Here is an 18630-nt window from a genome sequence, read left to right on the forward strand (position 1 = left end):
GCATATGAGTTTGTTTAGATCCCGTATCATACCACTTTCCTTAGTTACATTGTCGCTAATTGGTTGTGGTGCTATTGAAACTTCCGTACCCAGTTCTGGTATGACGAATGCTCAAATGGAACAAGGTAGCGATTTATCTGATTACAACTACGCCCTAGCACAAGCTCAGGCGCAATCCACTCCAGAACAAGCCGCGCCCTATTACTGGGCTGCAGCACAAGCACTGGTGATGGATGGGCAGTATCTTCAGGCGCGAACCTTGTTGGAAACCCACGTACTTCCGATTCGTGGCCAAAGCCAACTCGATGGCTATTTGCTGATGAGTGATATTGCCTTAGCGCAAGAAACGCCGATGTTGGCGCTGCAGCTGTTGAACCAAGCGGCAGAGCTGCCTTTAACTCAGCGTCCTAGCAACAATATCAAGGTATTGCAGCAACGCGCCAAAGTAATGGCATCCATGGATAATTGGCCCAATGCAGTTCGCGATTACATGCAGTTGAGCCTGATGCTGCCAGCTGATCAGCAAGAACAGAACCGCGCTGAGCTTTGGTTCGCCATTCAGAACTTAACCGATAGCGAAGTCACTGACCTAGAAGGCAATCAATTGCCATTATTGGATGGCTGGCTGGATGTTTCTAAGATTTTGCGTCAGCAGTCTTTGACGGTGGAGCAACAGGTCGCGGAGTATCAATCTTGGCAACGCATTCACGGTAGCCACCCAGCAGCCGTGTACCCGCCATTGGACTTCCAGATCATGGCGTCACTTGAGCAAAACATGCCAACGTCCATTGCGGTGATGCTACCGATGAGCAAAGAGCTTAAGGTTGCCTCTGAAGCGATTCTAGATGGTCTTTTACAGCAGTATTACGCCAACAGCGATGTACAGCCTAACTTGCACATCATTGATACGGACCAATACAGCCAATTCTCGCAAGCCTACTTAGCTGCTTTAGAAACTGGCGCGGAAACCATCATCGGGCCACTGCGTAAACAAAACGTAGGTCAGTTAGCGGACTTGGTACAAGACGTTCCAACGATTGCTTTAAACCAATTGGAAAACAATCGCACGATTCCAAACTTGTACCATTTCTCTCTGAACGTGAGTGACGACATTCGCGAACTGATTGCCTTTGCCAAAAAAGAAGGCGCAGACAATGCCGCCATTCTTGCCATGGAGTCCACTTGGGCTTTACGTCAAAGTGATTTGTTTAAAGAAATTGCGCAAGAGACACATTTACCGGTACTGACATCACTGTCTTATGAGGACACGCCAAACGGTCGTGCTCAGGCGGTCAAGAAACTGCTGCAAGTAGACGAAAGTGAAGCACGTATTCGTAGTATTCAACAGTGGACCCAGCAAGAAGTCGAAGCAACGCCTCGAGCCCGTCAAGATTTGGACTATGTCTACTACATAGGCAAACTAGACGACGCTAAGCAGATTCGACCACTGTTGAACTTCTACTTTGCTGAGGACATCCCAATGCTGGCCTCACAAACCATTCACGATAAGACGCCAAGCTCTACCAGCAAGAGCGAGGACATTGAGCGCATTATCTTTACTGAACTGCCTGCTGTTTTAGAGTCGGCGGATCAACACAGCAACAAGCCGTTCGTTTTACAGCGCCTCACAGCACTGGGTAACGACAGCTATATATTGGCTAAGCGTTTAGCACTGTTCACCAATGTTAAATCGGCAAAGGTGTCCGCTCGCACAGGTATTATTACCCTAGACGACGACGGCATCTTTAACCGCCGCCCTAACATAGTGACCTATAAGCAAGGAGAGCTTATCGATGCTAAGGAAAGTTATTTCGCCCAGAAGGAAACAGAATGATGGCGCTAAGGCAGAGCAACTTGCCGAGCGCTATCTAGTCCAACAGGGCTATCAGTTTATAGCTCGAAATTTTCACTCACGCGTGGGTGAAGTTGATTTGATTATGCGCAATGGCCAGACCATTGTGTTTGTAGAAGTGCGTTATCGAGCCGATGCCTCCCGAGGCAGTGCCGCAGAAAGCATAACCAAACAAAAGTATCTCCGCTGTTTAAAAACAGCGGAGTACTGGTTAATCAAAAACAATTTGCAGAGCAGCCAATACCAAATAGATGTCATTGCCATAGATGGTCTACTCGACATCCACAACATACATTGGTTGCCAGCAGTACAGATATAGTAGTCACACATGGATTATCAAGAAGCCATTTACACCCAGTTCGCTCAGAGTTTTGAGTCACAACAATACGCACTAGAGACCTTACCACCGTACATTGAACATGCGGCAAAGGTGCTGTTTAACAGCATCGCCAATGGCGGCAAAGTCGTAGCGATAGGCAATGGCACAGGTGCCTATATTTCACAATATTTCAGCACCCTATTACTAGACCGCATGGACCGCGAGCGCCCTGGCCTACCAGCGGTTTCTTTAACCAGTAATGGTAATGCCCTGCTTGCGATCACTCATAACGACAGCTATCACGATGTGTTTTCTAAGCAAATCACAGCAATTGGTAACCCTGGCGATGTGCTGTTTGTGGTGGCCAATAAAGGCAATACATCACCGATTATTCAGGCGATTCAAGCGGCCCACGAACGTAAGATGAACATCGTTGCTTTGACCACGCCAGATGCGAAGAACGTCTCTTCCCTAACGTCACGGGATGATACAGAAATTAAGATCAATCTGACGGGAACTGCACGCGTACAAGAAGTGCAAACCACTGTCGTTCATGCCTTGGTGGATCTACTTGAACGACAGCTGTTTGGTTATGAAGACTAAAGGTCGCTTATTTAACAACCTTTAGTGTGAAGCCTTTCTTTGGCGGCTCCGGTGGCGTTGGTTCTGGCGCTGGAGTCTCATCAAACTCTTCTGGTGGAAACACCAAGCCATCGCCATCTTCTTTCGCGTATAGCGCAATCGCTGCTGCCATTGGTACGTATACCTGCATCGGCTTGCCACTAAAGCGTGCTTCAAACGACACACCTTGCTTATCAATATGCAAATGACGCACGGCATTCATGCTGATATTCAGCACGATTTGGCCATCATTCACAAATTCACGTGGCACCTCAGCACCCGGAAAGTCCGCATCCACCAACAAGTATGGTGTCATGCTATTGTCTGCTATCCACTCGTAAGTAGCATTTAGCAAATAAGAACGTTTTGGAATCATTCACTGCACTCCAGAAAAAATAAAAGGGGCTAAGCGCCCCTTTTGCTATTATGCTTTAGCGCACCTTAGTCAAGGCGCATCTCTTGCTCTGCTTCGGAAAGACTTTCTTTGAAAGACTCACGCTCAAATACAAGATCCATGTACTTGTACAGACCAGGCGCTTGAGATTTCTCAATAGAAACACCTAGTACTGGCAAACGCCACAAAATTGGCGCTAGGCAGCAATCTACGATAGTGAATTCTTCGCTCATAAAGTATGGCTTTTCTTCGAAAATCGGAGAAACGCTGATTAGGCTTTCACGCAATTCTTTTTGTGCTGTTTCTACGGCATCACGATCTTTACTTGTTAGAATCGTATCCACTAGACCCGACCAGTCACGTTGAATACGGTACATGTAAAGACGGCTTTCAGCACGTGCAACAGGATACACGGGTAGTAATGGTGGATGTGGGAAACGCTCATCCAAGTATTCCATCATTACGTTTGGCTCATACAATACAAGTTCGCGGTCAACTAGCGCCGGCAACTCGTTGTAAGGGTTGATGTCCGCCAATTCCTCTGGCTTGTTGAAAGGATCAACATCAATAATATCTACGGTTACCGCCTTCTCAGCCAAAACGATACGTACGCGATGACTGTAATGATCTTCCCCATCAGAGAAGAACGTCATTGAAGAGCGCTTTGCAATAACACCCATGTATAACCCCTATTCAATAAACAACGAAAACCCCATGAAGGGGTTAACTTAACAAACTAATTTGTAAATGTCCCTCCTAAGGAGGGACATTTTGGCAAAACTCAATGAATCATTAATGAATTTCGCGCCAGTATTCTTTGTTCAACAGGTATGCAAAGATACCAAACAGAACAATAAATAATAACACTTTTATGCCTAATGATTCAGCCTGTAAACGGCTTGGTTCACCCATATACACTAAGAAATTCGTAACATCGTAAGCGACTTGGTCAAATTCTTCTTCAGATAATTGACCGGCAGTCTTCTGCACTACCACGTTACATTGCTCTTCCGTTAAAACATCGCCGGTAAGTGTATCAAATTTTGTCTTACCATGCTCATCCAATGCTGGCGCTTGCGCACAAGTCATTTCACGAACACCTTGCAGATGCTCTAGCACGTTCGGCATACCCACACTTGGGAAGATAGTGTTGTTGACACCCCAAGGACGAGTTTTGTCTTCGTAGAAAGATTTAAGGTATGTGTATACCCAATCATGACCACGCAGACGCGCTTCCAATGTTAGATCAGGAGGTGTTGCGCCAAACCAGTTTTTAGCATCGCCACCGTCCATAGCATTCTTCATTAGCTCACCAATCTTTTTGCCTGAAGGAAGCATATTCGCTTCAAACAAATCGGCTGGAATCCCTAAATCTGTAGCAGCACGCTCATAACGGGCATAACCCATTTCATGACAGCCTGCACAGTAGTTTGTGTAAACCTGCATACCACGCTGCAATGAAGCTTTATCATGCAGATCCGGCGCCATTTGCTCTAAGTGAACCGCAGAACCACCGGATGCGAAAGTCATCGCCGACGCAAACACCAGCGCCACTGTTGCGAACATCTTTTTCATCATTACACCCTCTCCGGAACTGGTTTAGTACTTTCCCACTTCGTATACCATGGCATTAGGAAGAAATACGCAAAGTAAACGACAGATGCAATTTGAGCGACCGTTGTACGACCTGCAGTAGAAGGCAATACACCCAACACACCCAAAGTCACGAAGCTAATACAAAACAAGATCAGAGCCACTTTACTCATCCAACCTTTGTAGCGCATCGCTTTAACAGGACTACGATCCAACCAAGGCAGAACGAACAAAACTGCAATTGCACCACCCATAGCTACCACACCCCAGAATTTGGCATCCAAACCAAACAGTGGGTAAGTGACCGCACGAAGGATCGCGTAGAATGGCGTGAAGTACCAAACTGGCGCAATGTGCTCAGGAGTCTTCAGTGCATTTGCTGCTTCAAAGTTAGGTTTCTCAAGGAAGTACCCCCCCATTTCAGGGAAGAAGAAGATCACACCACAGAACACAAACAAGAACACCGCCACACCAACAATGTCATGCACTGTGTAGTATGGGTGGAATGGAATACCATCTAGCGGAATACCGTTCTCATCTTTATGTTTCTTAATATCCACGCCTTTCGGGTTGTTAGAACCCACATGGTGCAGCGCTAATAAGTGAAGAACCACCAATGCAACCAACACCAACGGTAAGGCAATCACGTGCAATGAGAAGAAACGGTTTAGCGTAATACCTGAAATCAAGTAGTCACCACGCACCCATTGCGCTAGATCTGGACCCACCATTGGAATCGCACTAAATAGCGAGATAATTACCTGTGCACCCCAGTATGACATTTGCCCCCATGGTAGTAGGTAACCCATGAAAGCTTCTGCCATCAGCGCCAAGTAAATCGCCATACCAAACAACCACACTAATTCACGTGGCTTTTGGTATGATCCGTATAGCAAACCGCGGAACATGTGTAGGTACACCACCACGAAAAATGCTGAAGCACCCGTTGAGTGCATGTAACGAATTAACCAACCGTATTCCACATCACGCATGATGTATTCAACTGAAGCAAACGCCCCTTCAGCCGATGGGTTGTAGCTCATGGTTAACCAAACACCGGTTAGCAACTGGTTGACCAGCACTAACAAAGACAACACACCAAACAAGTAAAGAACGTTCAAGTTCTTCGGTGCGTAGTATTTACTCATGTGCTTTTCGAAAGCCTGTGTAACTGGTAGACGAGCATCTACCCAAGCCATGAAATCTTTCATTGCAGCCATTATGCGTTACCTCCAGTGTCTACACCGACTTCGATAACAGAATCATCAATAAAACGATGTGGTGGAACGACTAGGTTTGTCGGAGCAGGTACCCCCTTGTACACACGACCCGCTAGGTCGAAACGGGAACCGTGACAAGGACATAGGAAGCCACCTAGCCATTTTTCGCCAAGGTCTTCTGGAGCGATTTCTGGACGGTAGGTAGGAGAACAACCAAGGTGCGTACAAATACCCAATAAAACGGCAATCTCAGGATTGATCGAGCGATATTCGTTTTGTGCGTAGGTTGGCTGCTGCTCAACCGCAGACGATGGATCTGCAAGTTGATCGTCTAATTTGGATAAATCAGCAACTGTTTCTTTAGATCGGCGAACAACCCACACAGGTTGACCACGCCACTCAACAATCATCTGCTGACCCACTTCTAGTTTACTGATATCGGCCTTCACCGGTGCGCCAGCCGCTTTCGCTTTGGCACTTGGATTCCATGAGGCAACAAAAGGCGTTGCAATCCCTACGGCACCTACAGCGCCGATTGCGCTAGTTGCACCTAATAGAAATCGACGACGGCCCTTATTAACGCCGCTTTGACTCATTATGGTTCTCTCCCACCAATTTACTGTCAACAAGCTCAAATCCATATAAAAACTAAGGATTTGAATACTTTAAGTGATGTTATGGGAAAGAAATTATAGTGACAAGGCAACATTTTTGCACAATCACAAAACACTGATTTGAGACATAAAAAAACGCCTGCATTTGCAGGCGTTTTGAAGAATTCGAAGCGTAGTAAAAAATTAACGCTTAGAGAACTGTGGACGACGACGTGCTTTACGTAGACCAACTTTCTTACGTTCAACCTGACGAGAGTCACGTGTAACGAAACCAGCAGAACGTAGAGTGCGACGTAGAGTCTCATCGTATTGCATTAGCGCACGAGTGATACCGTGACGGATAGCACCTGCTTGACCAGAGATACCACCACCGCTTACAGTAACGTAAACGTCAAATTTCTCAGTTGCATCAACTAGTTCTAGTGGCTGACGAACAACCATGCAAGAAGTTTCGCGACCGAAGTATTGCTCTAGAGAACGGTTGTTGATAACTAGGTTACCAGAACCTGCCTTTAGGAATACACGAGCAGTAGACGTTTTACGACGACCTGTACCGTAGTATTGAGTAGCTGACATAATGATCTTCCCGTATTAGATGTTAAGTTCTTGTGGCTGTTGTGCTGTGTGTGGGTGCTCAGAGCCAGCATACACTTTCATTTTCTTGTGCATTGCGCGACCTAGAGGACCTTTTGGCAGCATACCTTTAACAGCGATTTCAAGAACGCGCTCTGGAGCGTGATCAATCAACTTCTCAAAGCTCATAGAACGTAGGCCACCTGGGTAACCAGTGTGACGGTAGTAGTTCTTGTCAGATGCTTTGTTACCAGTTACACGGATTTTCTCAGCGTTGATAACTACGATGTAATCACCAGTGTCAACGTGAGGAGTGTATTCTGCTTTATGCTTACCGCGTAGACGGCGAGCAATTTCTGTAGCCAAACGACCAAGAGTTTTGCCATCAGCATCAACCACGAACCAGTCGCGGCGTACTTCAGCAGGTTTTGCAGTAAAAGTTTTCATTAAAAAACCCTTTATCATTTACATGCAGTGCGCATGTCAATACCTATTATTATTGGTTATGTCTTCGGATTGCGAAGTCATAACGTGCACATACTCAAATTAAGAGCGCGCGAATTATAACCAAAGCACTTTAAAAACTAAAGCCCTTTCAGCACTTAATTACGGGCGATGCTCAAGCGTTAAGTATTCTTCTGATTGCATTTCCAGCAATCGACTTACGGTACGATCGTATTCAAACGCCAAACGGGTACCGATATAAATGTCTGGGATGGCTACTTCGGCAGAAATGATCACCTTCACATGGCGATCGTAGAATTCATCAATCAAGTTAATGAAGCGACGCGCCATATCATCACGTGGCGAATCAAACTGCGGCAGACCAGAAATAATGATGGTGGAATATAATTTAGCGATCTCAATGTAGTCCACTTGACTACGAGGACCATCACAAAGTGCTTTAATATCGAACCAAGCCACATCTTCACAACTACGCAATAGCGGGATGTTGCGGCCTTCGATCTCGACTTCACCACCCTCTTCCACACTGTCTTGGTTAACCACTAGACTGCAAAAACGCTCACTCAACGCATCCGCTGCTTCTGTAGTAAGTGGGAAGTGATACAGCTTAGCTTGTTTAAGGGTACGTAGACGATAATCCACACCACCATCAACGTTCATGACTTTGGTGTGCTTATTAACCAAATCAATGGCAGGCAAGAAGCGCGCACGCTGCAAACCATTTTTGTAAAGACCATCTGGCTCGATATTAGAAGTTGCTACAAGCACAGTACCATTAATAAATAGCTGCTCCAGTAGGCCAGCCAGAATCATGGCGTCCGTAATATCCGTTACGAAGAACTCATCGAAACACAACACTTGCGCCTTTTCAGCAATCTGTTTGCCAACGATTTCTAATGGGTTTTTCGTGTCATGCAGTTTACGCAGTTCTTGGTGTACCATCTGCATAAAGCGGTGAAAGTGAAGACGCAGCTTGCGCTCCATCGGCAGACACTCAAAGAAAGTATCCATCAAGTAGGTTTTACCGCGCCCTACACCACCCCAGAAATAAAGCCCTTGCTCAACATTAATTTCAGGTTTCTTTTTCTTAAGGAAGCCAAACAGAGATTTTTGCGTTTTTGACGGTTTTGATCCATTCGCGACAATTCGCTCATACAAGTCTTGTAAAGCGCGAACCGCTTCTTCTTGTGCTGGATCGTAGTTAAAGTCTGAACGTTTTAGGTCTTCCTGATATTTCGATAACGGGGTCATTGTCTGCGAATACACCATTGCATGTAAGATTGCGACATATTATCAAATTGATACAGAAACCTCACTATTCCCTATATTTCCCATGGTGTATTTCCGTTATAATTTAGACAGATGTTTTGGGGAGTAAACCATGGAACTTGAAGTATTCGATATCATCGTTTTTGTTACTGGCATCATTGTAGGGTTTGTAGGCGCACTCATTTTCCGCGCTCTTAGCAAAAAAAGCACAAACGACAAGCACCAAATTGGCGCTGCAATGGAAGCCATGCAACACGAAATGGAACGTCGCCAAGTACTTGCAGACGATCATTTCTTACAACTTAACGCACACCTAGCAGCAGCCGAGAAAAAATTAGCCGATGCCCGTAAAGCAGTGTTTGAAGGCGCTTCGACTCTAGCAACGGTTGAGCTAGAAAAACCTGAAGTAGCCAGCGAAAACAAAGCTGATTCTGAAGAAGTGACTGCTCAGCCACGCGATTACGCAGCCAAGTCTGGTGATGATGAAGGCATGCTGAGTGAAAACTACGGTTTACACCGCAAAGAAGCCGAAGAGCCAAGCCGAGCATACTAAGCTCATTTGCGATCACGATCTTAATCCTAAAAAGCCTGCTAGTTAGCAGGCTTTTTTATTAACGCTGACCCGTCCTAAAAACTGTTAAACATTATGCTGGATTCGGGATATCGATAAATTCACATTCCACGCCCCAATGATCATTGATGTGCTGCGCCAACGCCTGAGGACCAAAGCACTCCGTAGCATGATGACCTGCCGCGCAAAAATGAATCCCTTCCTCACGAGCAGTATGAATGGTTTGCTCTGATACCTCACCGGTAATAAAGATGTCTGCCTGAGCAGCAAGTGCCTTACCGATGTAACCTTGGGCACCACCAGTACAGAGTGCCACCTCAGAAATAGGCGCATCCGAAACTGCTTCAAACAATACTGGGCGACCTACCGCATTTTCTACTAGTTCTTGGAAGGCCTGCGGCGACATGGGGACAGCAAGCTTGCCCACCACACCGATACTTTCCTCTAATGGCTTCTCCGATTCCAATGGACGTAGCGACTCTACACCCAAAGCGCGCGCCAAGTTGGCGTTATTACCTACCAATAAATGGGCATCCATCGGCAAGTGATAACCAAATAAATTGATATCATTTTTAATCAAGGCTGACAGACGACGATACTTCATCCCCACAACCTCTGGACGCTCACCTTTCCAAAAATACCCATGATGTACAATGATGGCATCCGCCTGCTTAGCAATGGCAGCCTCGATCAACGCCATGGACGCCGTCACACCAGTGACGATTTTGTTAATCTCGTCTTTACCTTCCACTTGTAAACCATTAGGCGCATAATCTTTAAATAAGCGCGGCTGATACAATGCCGTCAATTTTTTCTCGAGTTCTGTTTTATTCATGATTACTCCATACACACTAAATAGTTTAAGAAGTCGTAATAGTCTTGTTTGGATACTACTGGGATTATGGCTCGGAACTGCGTTTTTATTTTGGCAGCACTATAAGAATGAGTCAGGACAAAGCTTCGCCAGCGCCGCAGCAAAAACCGCCAACTCAGTAGTGAACATCTATACCTTCACCAATCAAACTTCGCCCTTTAATCATAGCAGTAGCCAGAAGATCACTAACCTCGGCTCTGGCGTTATTATATCGGAAGATGGCTACGTACTGACAAACCATCACGTGATTCAGGGGGCAAGCACCGTTATTGTCTCTCTAAACGATCAAAGACAAACTCGCGCGCAAATTATTGGCACCGATCCCGCTACCGATCTGGCCGTATTAAAGATTGATCTGGATAAGCTATCCCCTATCACACTGGGCAATAGCGACAGACTGATGGTGGGCGATCAAATTCTCGCCATTGGCAACCCGTTTGGTATCGGTCAAACGGTGACCGCTGGCATTATCAGCGCCAAAGGTCGCGACAGCATTGGCCTTAATACCTACGAAAACTTTCTACAAACTGATGCCGCCATCAACCCTGGCAACTCGGGCGGCGCTTTAGTTGATCTAACCGGCAAATTGGTAGGCATCAGCTCTGCCATTTATTCTAGCTCTGGCGGCTCACAAGGGATTGGCTTTGCCACGCCGATTAACGATGCTATCAGCATTATGAAATCCATTATTAAGAATGGCAGCGTGATTCGAGGCTATTTGGGCCTGCAAGTGCAGGAGAATAACCCTCAAGTGGCCATCGCTTTAAACTTACCCGTCGAAAACGGATTAATTGTCACCAGTGTCGTACCACAAGGGCCAGCCGATAAAGCCGGCCTTCGCGCGGGTGACATCTTAACTTCTATTGAAAAGCGAACGGATTTAAGTGCGCATGATGCACAACAGCTGGTGTCCAGTTTAAAACCAGGAGAGCGTATTAGCATTATGGGGATTCGTGGTACGCAAAGCTTTATCACACAAGCCTTGGTGGAGAAACTGCCTGCAATGCAGGCAGTTGAGCAATAGCTTATTGAACCAAGTTCGATAAGCTTTTTTCGATGTTGCCACCAGCAATTCGGTTCGCTAGGAAGGCTAAGTAAGGACTTAAAAAGCCCGCATCTAGCTCACCTTCTATGACCCATTGCAACTGGGTCTGACCGCTTTCGGTCACATCAATATATAACGTATTTGGTATCGGCTGCGTTTTCTGGTTAGGCTGCACAGTAAAGGTAATCGCGTCCATCGAAACCGAGTCGATCACAATCGAACCCTGTTTGACCGTCTCACCCTCATACTGAATCAAGTAACGGTTACCCTCTTGAAGCACAACACTTCCTTCCTGCAACACTAATTTACCTGATTCGATGTACATCCAATCCGTCCATGCCTCTGGGTTCATCAAACGCTCTTGAACCAAATCATATTGAGCACTTTGCGCAACAGCACTGCGCTCAATACGATAATCTGAAGGCAGAAAAAAACCCACAGCAACCGCCACTAATATAATGACGGCCGCAATGCGGGTTATATAACGCAGAGATACCAGTGCTTGAGTGGGTTGCACTGATGACTCCTTCTTATGCGTTGTCGATCATGCGGAATTCCGCCGATACAGCGTGCGCTTCCAACGATTCACCACGCGCCAAAGGCGAGGCAATTTTCGCTAGCTCACTGGCACCTTCGTGCGAACAGTAGATGATTGAGCTACGTTTTTGGAAGTCATACACACCTAATGGCGAAGAGAAACGCGCCGTACCAGAAGTTGGTAACACGTGGTTTGGGCCGGCACAGTAATCACCTAGCGCTTCTGGGGTGTAACGCCCCATAAAGATCGCACCCGCGTGACGAATCTTACCTACCCACTCTTCTGGATTTTCAATCGAAAGTTCCAAGTGCTCTGCCGCAACAATGTTCGCCACTTCGATGGCTTCTTCCATTGAATCTACGTGAATCAAAGCACCACGACCTTCCAAAGACGTTTTGATAATCTCTTTACGAGACATGTCTTCGATTTGACGTTCCATCGACTCTTTCACTTTCGCAATAAAGTCTGCATCGGTACTGATCAAAATAGATTGAGCGTCTTCGTCGTGCTCTGCTTGAGAGAACAAATCCATGGCAATCCAATCTGGGTTCGATTGACCATCGCTCACCACAAGGATTTCCGAAGGACCCGCAATCATATCGATACCACAAGCACCAAACACCATGCGTTTTGCCGTCGCAACATAGATATTGCCTGGGCCCACAATCTTGTCGACCTTCGGCACAGTCTCTGTACCGTAAGCCAAGGCCGCTACCGCTTGTGCGCCACCCACAGTGATCACACGATCCACGCCAGCAACGTGCGCTGCCGCCAATACAATGTCGTTTACCACGTCATCAGGCGTCGGTACCACCATGACGATTTCAGCCACACCCGCAACTTTTGCAGGCATAACGTTCATCAATACCGATGATGGGTAAGCCGCTTTACCGCCAGGCACGTAGACACCCACGCGATCAAGTGGCGTGATTTGCTGACCCAACACAGTGCCGTTCGCTTCTTCGTATTGCCAAGAAGGCTGAATTTGACGCTCGTGGTAAGACTTAACGCGCTCAGCTGCCTGCTTTAGAGCAGATACAATCTTAGCATCAACTCGTTCAGCCGCTTTCGCTAGCTCATCCGCCTCAATCACCAAGTCCGCTGCAGATTGCACAGCACGACGGTCAAAACGGTTAGTTAGCTCAACCAGCGCCGCATCACCTTCTTTACGAACGCGATTAACGATGTCTTCTACGCTTTTTTGAACATTTGCATCAGACACACTTTCCCAAGAAAGCAGCTGATCTAGGTCCTGACGAAAGCCTTCGTCTTTTGACGAAAACTGTCTGATATCTAGTTTCATAATCTTCTAAGCCTCAGCAGATACCGCACCATTCAACATATCTAGGATAGGCTGAATGTGCTCATACTTAGTTTTGTAAGCGGCTTTGTTTACCACCAATCGAGTACTAATATCCGCGATCAAATCACGTGCTTCAAGACCGTTGGCACGCAAGGTATTACCTGTATCAACAATATCCACAATTAAATCAGCCAGACCCATAATTGGTGCTAATTCCATTGCGCCGTACAATTTAATGACATCGGCTTGGATACCTTGTTCCGCAAAATACGCTTTCGCAGTCTTGGTGAACTTAGAGGCAACTTTTAGACGACGATTTGGTAGCTCTTGACCTTGAACACCCGCCGTCATCAGACGACATTTAGAGATCTTAAGGTCCAATAGCTCGTAAAGGTTCTTGGTATTGGCTTCCATCAATACGTCTTTACCCGCCACACCAAAGTCCGCTACGCCATGTTCAACGTAAGTCGGTACGTCCGTCGCGCGTAGAATCACCAACTTGATATGCTCATGGTTAGTATCAAAAATCAGCTTACGGCTTTTGCTGATGTCTTCTAAAGGATAAATGTTCGCCTTCTCTAACAGAGGTAGCGTCTCGCCTAAAATACGCCCTTTCGATAGCGCAATCGTTAAGGTTTCGCTCATTTTAATTTAGAACCCTTGATATCTTCGCACCCAATGCACCCAGTTTTTCCTCGATACACTCGTAACCACGGTCGATGTGGTAAATTCGATCAATTTTGGTTTCACCCTCTGCCACTAGGGCAGACAGCACCAACGATGCCGACGCTCGCAAATCTGTGGCCATGACTGGCGCACCTTTCAGCTTTTCTTTACCGCGGACAATTGCGGTATTGCCTGTGACCTCAATGTCAGCGCCCATGCGCACCATTTCATTAACGTGCATGAAACGGTTTTCAAAGATGTTTTCGATAACTGTACCAACGCCCTCCGCTACCGCGTTCAAAGCCACGATCTGCGCCTGCATGTCGGTTGGGAATGCTGGGTACGGTGCGGTCGAAATGTTCACCGATTTAGGGCGACGCCCTTCCATATCCAACTCAATCCAGTCATCACCACAAGTGATCTTGGCACCCGCTTCTTCAAGCTTCACCAGTACCGCTTCAAGACTGTCGACATCCGTATCCGTCACGCGCACTTTACCGCCAGTGATCGCACCAGCTACCAAGAAGGTACCGGTTTCGATACGGTCAGGCATTACGGAGTAAGTCGTGCCACCTAAGCGCTCTACACCCTCAATCGTGATGGTGTCCGTGCCGTGACCGGTAATTTTTGCACCCATCGCGATCAAGCATTCCGCCAAATCGACAACTTCTGGCTCGCGCGCAGCGTTTTCTAGAATAGTTGTGCCTTCAGCTAACGCTGCCGCCATCAACAGGTTCTCAGTTCCTGTCACCGTAACTTTATCAAAGAAAATACGCGCGCCTTTCAAGCGACCATCTACTTTGGCAATGATGTTACCGTTGTCGACCACGATGTCTGCCCCCATAGCCTCTAGGCCACGTAGGTGAAGATCCACCGGACGACTACCGATGGCACAACCACCTGGCAAAGATACGACAGCGCGACCAAAGTGTGCCACCAAAGGACCCAACACTAGGATCGATGCACGCATGGTTTTCACTAGTTCGTAAGGCGCCTCACAGTTGTCCAATGAAGACACATCTAGCTCGACGTTCATACGCTCGTCCACTACCACGCCACACCCCATAGAACCAAGCAGTTCTAACATAGTTGTGATGTCATGTAGGTGTGGCAGATTTTTGATGGTGATTAGATCTTTGGTAAGCAGTGTCGCAGCAAGAATTGGTAGTGCAGCATTTTTTGCTCCTGACGCACGCACAACTCCGTTTAGAGTATTACCGCCAGTAATCAGCAATTTATCCATTTACTTCTCTCTTAGATTTAAAGACTTTCGAATTGTGCTGGCGTGTAAGTTTTCATGGTAATCGCATGGATTGCACCAGAGGAGATTGCGTCTTGTAAATGAGAGTAAACAAGCTGCTGTCTTTTAACTGCGTTTAGACCTTCAAAGGCCTCAGCAACAATAGTGATTTGGAAGCTACAGTCAGCACCGTTAGTAGTAACTTGGCAGCCTTCAATTTTTGATTCTAATAAAGCTTTCACTTCGGAGGCGTTCACAAAAACTCCAATATTTATTCAATGTTCTATGGCGGGTATTGTACCTTACCCTAAAAGCTTTTTGTCAGCTTTATAACGCAAAAACAGGAGTTTCCTCCTGTTTACGATTCCTATGCAAACTGAAAAATGCACTCGACACCATACAGTTTTAACATTTCTCTAAACTCTTCTCGACACCCTTTTAAGGTTAAGGCATCGCTGTGGCGTCGAATTTCAATCATCAGTGCGATGACTGGGGCATTAATGGTGCTTAATTCAGACAAGTCCAAAGAGCTACAGGCGTGACTTCCTGTCTTAGCTAACTTTTTCTTAATCTTTAATAAGTCATCTGCATCATAACGCCCCGTTAAACGCCACCCCTGTTCGGAGGTGTGCAGTTCCATACTACTCCTCCGAAGACGCTAGCGACTTCTGCCACGCAGCAATGGCCTGATCAATGTCATTACCGTTCTGCTGCATCATAACGCCAAACTGCTTACGGAAGGTCAAACCAAAGTTAATGTTGTTAATCACAACGTTGCTCAACATCCATTGCTCCGTTGCGCTTGGCTCCATATAAAACGCGATGTCCACAGGCGCACCATCCGACATTTGGAACTTAGCATCCACGCGCACTTCACGACCCGGCTTCTGACGTGCTAAAGGCATCACTGTTAAACGGCTCGGATCAAAGTCGATCACAGCAGCACTATAAGTCTTTAACAAAGTCCCTTCAGTAACACTAACAAAGGCTGCCAACTGCTCAGCTGTCGCCTCACGATAGTATTTGCCCATGACTTTCTTCGCCAGATCATCAAAATCTACGACTGGCGCAATGATTTCACGCATCGCTTCCTGTAGCTTTTGAGAATCTTTGCTAAGCACTTCTCGCTGATCAACAATCTTGGTTTTAAAATCATCCACTACACGCAACACTTCGTCACGAGCACCCTCAGGATTTGCTGCTGCAAACACAGAGCCTGCAAACAACATAAGCGTTGCCGCAAGACCCATCATTAACTTACGCATTACTCACCACCTCCGGCATTCATTAAAAACTGTCCGATTAGGTTCTCAAGCACCAAAGCAGACTGCGTATCATTGATTTGATCGCCATCTTTTAGCACTTCTTCATCCGCACCAATGGAAATACCTAGATACTTCTCACCAATCAAACCACTCGTTAGGATCGCGACCGAACTGTCCGTCGGAATATTATTTACATCTGGGTAAATCGACATGGTCACCTTAGCCATGTAGTACTCAGTGTCGTACTCAATGCTTTCCACTTGACCAACCGTCACGCCAGCAATGGTCACTTTAGAGCGATCAGTTAAGCCACCGATATCATCAAAGTAGGCCTCCACTCGGTAGCCCTCTGCTCGCTGATTAAAGGCTAAGCCACTCACCTGCAGCGCCAAATAAATAAAGGCCAACGCTCCTAAAAGCATAAACAGGCCAACTAATACGCCAGCTTTATTATCCTTCATTATTAAAAGTCTCCAAACATTGCTGCTGTTAGCAGAAAATCCAAACCTAAAATAGCCAACGAACCAAGCACTACCGTACGAGTGGTAGCACGACCGATCCCTTCAGACGTCGGCTGACATACATACCCTTGATACACAGCAATCCAGACCACTGCGATCGCAAATACAAATGACTTGATTACACCATTCATTACATCGGTATCAAAGTAAACCGATTGCTGCATGCTGCTCCAAAATGAGCCTTCATACACACCTAGCCATTGCACTGAAACCATCATACCTGCCCACACACCAACCGCCGAGAAAATCAGCGCCAAGATCGGCATACAAGTAATACCAGCCAATAAACGCGGTGCAATCACACGACGCAACGGATCAATCCCCATCATTTCGTAACTAGAGAGTTGCTCGGTCGCTTTCATCAAACCAATTTCCGCCGTTAACGCAGAACCAGCACGTCCAGCGAACAGCAAGCCTGTCACCACAGGCCCCAGCTCACGCAATAAAGTCAGTGCTAACAGTTGACCTACGGCGGCTTCGGAACCATAACGGGTCAAAATTGTGTAGCCCTGAAGAGCCAGCACCATACCGATAAAGGCACCAGACACGACGATGATAATCAGTGACAGTACGCCCACCGAATACACTTGACGAATATACAAACGCATCGCTTCATTAAAGCGCACCGGAACACGGAACAAAGTCTGAAACAAGAAAATTCCAGCTTGACCAAAGGCATCAACAAATCCGTAGATACTGGCAAGAAGATACTTAAACACTGCCATTAATTACGCTCCAACAATTGTTCACGGTAATCCTGTGCGGGGTAATGAAACGCAACAGGCCCATCCGCCTGCCCTTGCAGAAACTGCACGACACGTTCATCAGTAGAACTACGCACTTCTTCTGGCGTTCCCGATAAAATAACCGTTCGACCAGACAACAAAACCACATGATCAGCAATACTTAATGACTCTTCCACATCGTGCGACACCAGAACACTGGTCATGTTCGCAGCACTGTTGAGGCGCTGAATAAGCTCCACCAACACCCCTTTTGAAATAGGGTCTTGGCCAGCAAACGGCTCATCATACATCACCAGATCCGGATCTAACGCAATAGCACGGGCTAACGCCGCACGACGCGCCATACCACCCGACAATTCCGACGGCATTAAATCCGCAGCGCCACGAAGACCAACACTTTGTAGCTTCATCAGCACGATATCGCGGATCATGTCTTTATCGAAGGAAGTGTATTCTTGTAGCGGCAATGCCACATTCTCAAACACACTCATATCACTAAATAAAGCACCACTTTGAAATAGCATGCCCATTTTGCGGCGCGCTTCGAACAATTCTTTGCGTGAGGCCGCAGCGATATCAACACCATCAACCGTTAGCGTGCCGGAGTCTTGTATCACCTGACCGCCGATCAAACGCAATAGCGTCGTCTTACCCACGCCACTTGGGCCCATGATAGCGGTGATTTTACCTTTCGGGATTTGCAAGGTGACATCGTCATAAATCGCACGATTACCGCGATAAAAAGACAAGTTTTTAACGTCAATATAGACTTCCATAGACGACTCCCTGCTGAAAAAAACGGACGGATACTAGCACCGCCAAAAAGTAAAAGATACGCCATCTATTTGGCTTTGCCTGCATGCAAGTCTTGAAATCCTTGAATAAACCACATTAAATGGGGCGTTTTACAAAACTCTCTCACATATCATCAGGTAAACTTT

The 18630-nt window shown here is 46.6% G+C and carries 24 protein-coding genes; 5 read left to right on the plus strand and 19 right to left on the minus strand.

The window, feature by feature from the left end; all coding sequences use genetic code 11:
* The first annotated feature begins 115 nt into the window (after positions 1–115).
* From ACOSVP_RS07920 to ACOSVP_RS07930, 3 genes are read left to right on the plus strand one after another with little or no spacing between them, the layout of a single operon-like run.
* Positions 116–1834, plus strand: coding sequence for a penicillin-binding protein activator (locus tag ACOSVP_RS07920; RefSeq protein WP_487346957.1), 1719 nt, complete (start codon positions 116–118; stop codon positions 1832–1834).
* Positions 1794–2171, plus strand: coding sequence for a YraN family protein (locus ACOSVP_RS07925; RefSeq protein WP_487346958.1), 378 nt, complete (start codon positions 1794–1796; stop codon positions 2169–2171). Before ACOSVP_RS07920 ends, ACOSVP_RS07925 begins: the two co-directional genes overlap by 41 nt.
* 9 nt (positions 2172–2180) lie before the next feature.
* Entirely contained in the window at positions 2181–2774 is a 594-nt protein-coding gene (locus ACOSVP_RS07930) for an SIS domain-containing protein (protein WP_487346959.1), read from the plus strand.
* A 7-nt stretch (positions 2775–2781) separates the two neighbouring features.
* Here ACOSVP_RS07930 and ACOSVP_RS07935 read toward each other — a convergent pair whose 3' ends face one another.
* The 8 genes from ACOSVP_RS07935 to zapE form a co-directional block, all read right to left on the minus strand.
* On the minus strand, positions 2782–3168 hold the full coding sequence (locus ACOSVP_RS07935) for a ClpXP protease specificity-enhancing factor (RefSeq protein ID WP_487346960.1): 387 nt from the start codon (positions 3166–3168) through the stop codon (positions 2782–2784).
* 65 nt (positions 3169–3233) lie between these two features.
* The gene (locus ACOSVP_RS07940; RefSeq protein ID WP_487346961.1) at positions 3234–3866 is read right to left on the minus strand and encodes a glutathione S-transferase N-terminal domain-containing protein; all 633 of its coding nucleotides are present in this window, start codon (positions 3864–3866) and stop codon (positions 3234–3236) included.
* Between the two features lie 112 nt (positions 3867–3978).
* Positions 3979–4764: a cytochrome c1 gene (locus ACOSVP_RS07945; protein ID WP_487346962.1), complete on the minus strand. Its 786-nt coding sequence runs from the start codon at positions 4762–4764 to the stop codon at positions 3979–3981.
* Positions 4764–5999 carry a cytochrome b gene (locus tag ACOSVP_RS07950; RefSeq protein WP_487346963.1) on the minus strand — a complete coding sequence of 412 codons (1236 nt, stop codon included), beginning with the start codon at positions 5997–5999 and terminating at the stop codon, positions 4764–4766. Before ACOSVP_RS07950 ends, ACOSVP_RS07945 begins: the two co-directional genes overlap by 1 nt.
* A complete protein-coding gene (gene petA / locus ACOSVP_RS07955; protein WP_487346964.1) occupies positions 5999–6595 on the minus strand; it encodes a ubiquinol-cytochrome c reductase iron-sulfur subunit in 597 nt (198 codons plus the stop codon). Before petA ends, ACOSVP_RS07950 begins: the two co-directional genes overlap by 1 nt.
* Before the next feature lie 201 nt (positions 6596–6796).
* Positions 6797–7189 carry a 30S ribosomal protein S9 gene (gene rpsI / locus ACOSVP_RS07960; protein ID WP_487346965.1) on the minus strand — a complete coding sequence of 131 codons (393 nt, stop codon included), beginning with the start codon at positions 7187–7189 and terminating at the stop codon, positions 6797–6799.
* A 15-nt stretch (positions 7190–7204) separates the two neighbouring features.
* On the minus strand, positions 7205–7633 hold the full coding sequence (gene rplM, locus ACOSVP_RS07965; protein WP_487346966.1) for a 50S ribosomal protein L13: 429 nt from the start codon (positions 7631–7633) through the stop codon (positions 7205–7207).
* A 159-nt stretch (positions 7634–7792) separates the two neighbouring features.
* Positions 7793–8902: a cell division protein ZapE gene (gene zapE, locus ACOSVP_RS07970; protein ID WP_487346967.1), complete on the minus strand. Its 1110-nt coding sequence runs from the start codon at positions 8900–8902 to the stop codon at positions 7793–7795.
* Positions 8903–9032: 130 nt separating this feature from the next.
* Between zapE and ACOSVP_RS07975 the strand changes: the two genes are divergently transcribed.
* Positions 9033–9473, plus strand: a complete 441-nt coding sequence (locus ACOSVP_RS07975) for a ZapG family protein (protein ID WP_487346968.1) — start codon at positions 9033–9035, stop codon at positions 9471–9473.
* A gap of 91 nt (positions 9474–9564) precedes the next feature.
* On the opposite strand, the gene ACOSVP_RS07980 is transcribed toward ACOSVP_RS07975, so the two are convergent.
* Positions 9565–10326: a Nif3-like dinuclear metal center hexameric protein gene (locus ACOSVP_RS07980; RefSeq protein WP_487346969.1), complete on the minus strand. Its 762-nt coding sequence runs from the start codon at positions 10324–10326 to the stop codon at positions 9565–9567.
* On the opposite strand from ACOSVP_RS07980, the gene ACOSVP_RS07985 reads away from it, so the two are divergent.
* A complete protein-coding gene (locus ACOSVP_RS07985; protein ID WP_487346970.1) occupies positions 10325–11389 on the plus strand; it encodes a S1C family serine protease in 1065 nt (354 codons plus the stop codon). The genes ACOSVP_RS07980 and ACOSVP_RS07985 overlap by 2 nt on opposite strands.
* A gap of 1 nt (position 11390) precedes the next feature.
* On the opposite strand, the gene ACOSVP_RS07990 is transcribed toward ACOSVP_RS07985, so the two are convergent.
* The 10 genes from ACOSVP_RS07990 to ACOSVP_RS08035 form a co-directional block, all read right to left on the minus strand.
* Positions 11391–11927 carry an SRPBCC family protein gene (locus tag ACOSVP_RS07990; protein WP_487346971.1) on the minus strand — a complete coding sequence of 179 codons (537 nt, stop codon included), beginning with the start codon at positions 11925–11927 and terminating at the stop codon, positions 11391–11393.
* Between the two features lie 13 nt (positions 11928–11940).
* Positions 11941–13251 (minus strand): histidinol dehydrogenase, encoded by a 1311-nt coding sequence (gene hisD, locus ACOSVP_RS07995; RefSeq protein ID WP_487346972.1) that lies wholly within the window; start codon positions 13249–13251, stop codon positions 11941–11943.
* Positions 13252–13257: 6 nt separating this feature from the next.
* Positions 13258–13896, minus strand: coding sequence for an ATP phosphoribosyltransferase (gene hisG, locus ACOSVP_RS08000; protein WP_067207315.1), 639 nt, complete (start codon positions 13894–13896; stop codon positions 13258–13260).
* Between the two features lies 1 nt (position 13897).
* Complete coding sequence (gene murA / locus ACOSVP_RS08005) at positions 13898–15160, minus strand: UDP-N-acetylglucosamine 1-carboxyvinyltransferase (protein WP_487346973.1); 1263 nt, start codon at positions 15158–15160, stop codon at positions 13898–13900.
* A gap of 17 nt (positions 15161–15177) precedes the next feature.
* Positions 15178–15414 (minus strand): BolA family protein, encoded by a 237-nt coding sequence (locus tag ACOSVP_RS08010; protein ID WP_487346974.1) that lies wholly within the window; start codon positions 15412–15414, stop codon positions 15178–15180.
* 110 nt (positions 15415–15524) lie between these two features.
* A complete protein-coding gene (locus ACOSVP_RS08015) occupies positions 15525–15797 on the minus strand; it encodes a hypothetical protein (RefSeq protein ID WP_487346975.1) in 273 nt (90 codons plus the stop codon).
* 1 nt (position 15798) lies between these two features.
* Positions 15799–16422: an MlaC/ttg2D family ABC transporter substrate-binding protein gene (locus ACOSVP_RS08020; protein WP_487346976.1), complete on the minus strand. Its 624-nt coding sequence runs from the start codon at positions 16420–16422 to the stop codon at positions 15799–15801.
* Positions 16422–16883 (minus strand): outer membrane lipid asymmetry maintenance protein MlaD, encoded by a 462-nt coding sequence (mlaD, locus tag ACOSVP_RS08025; protein ID WP_487346977.1) that lies wholly within the window; start codon positions 16881–16883, stop codon positions 16422–16424. The genes ACOSVP_RS08020 and mlaD overlap by 1 nt, the downstream gene beginning before the upstream one ends.
* A gap of 2 nt (positions 16884–16885) precedes the next feature.
* Positions 16886–17668, minus strand: a complete 783-nt coding sequence (mlaE, locus tag ACOSVP_RS08030) for a lipid asymmetry maintenance ABC transporter permease subunit MlaE (RefSeq protein ID WP_487346978.1) — start codon at positions 17666–17668, stop codon at positions 16886–16888.
* Positions 17668–18465 (minus strand): ATP-binding cassette domain-containing protein, encoded by a 798-nt coding sequence (locus tag ACOSVP_RS08035; protein WP_487346979.1) that lies wholly within the window; start codon positions 18463–18465, stop codon positions 17668–17670. Before ACOSVP_RS08035 ends, mlaE begins: the two co-directional genes overlap by 1 nt.
* Positions 18466–18630 lie beyond the last annotated feature (165 nt).

The organism is Marinomonas sp. HM11-D, assembly GCF_057626615.1.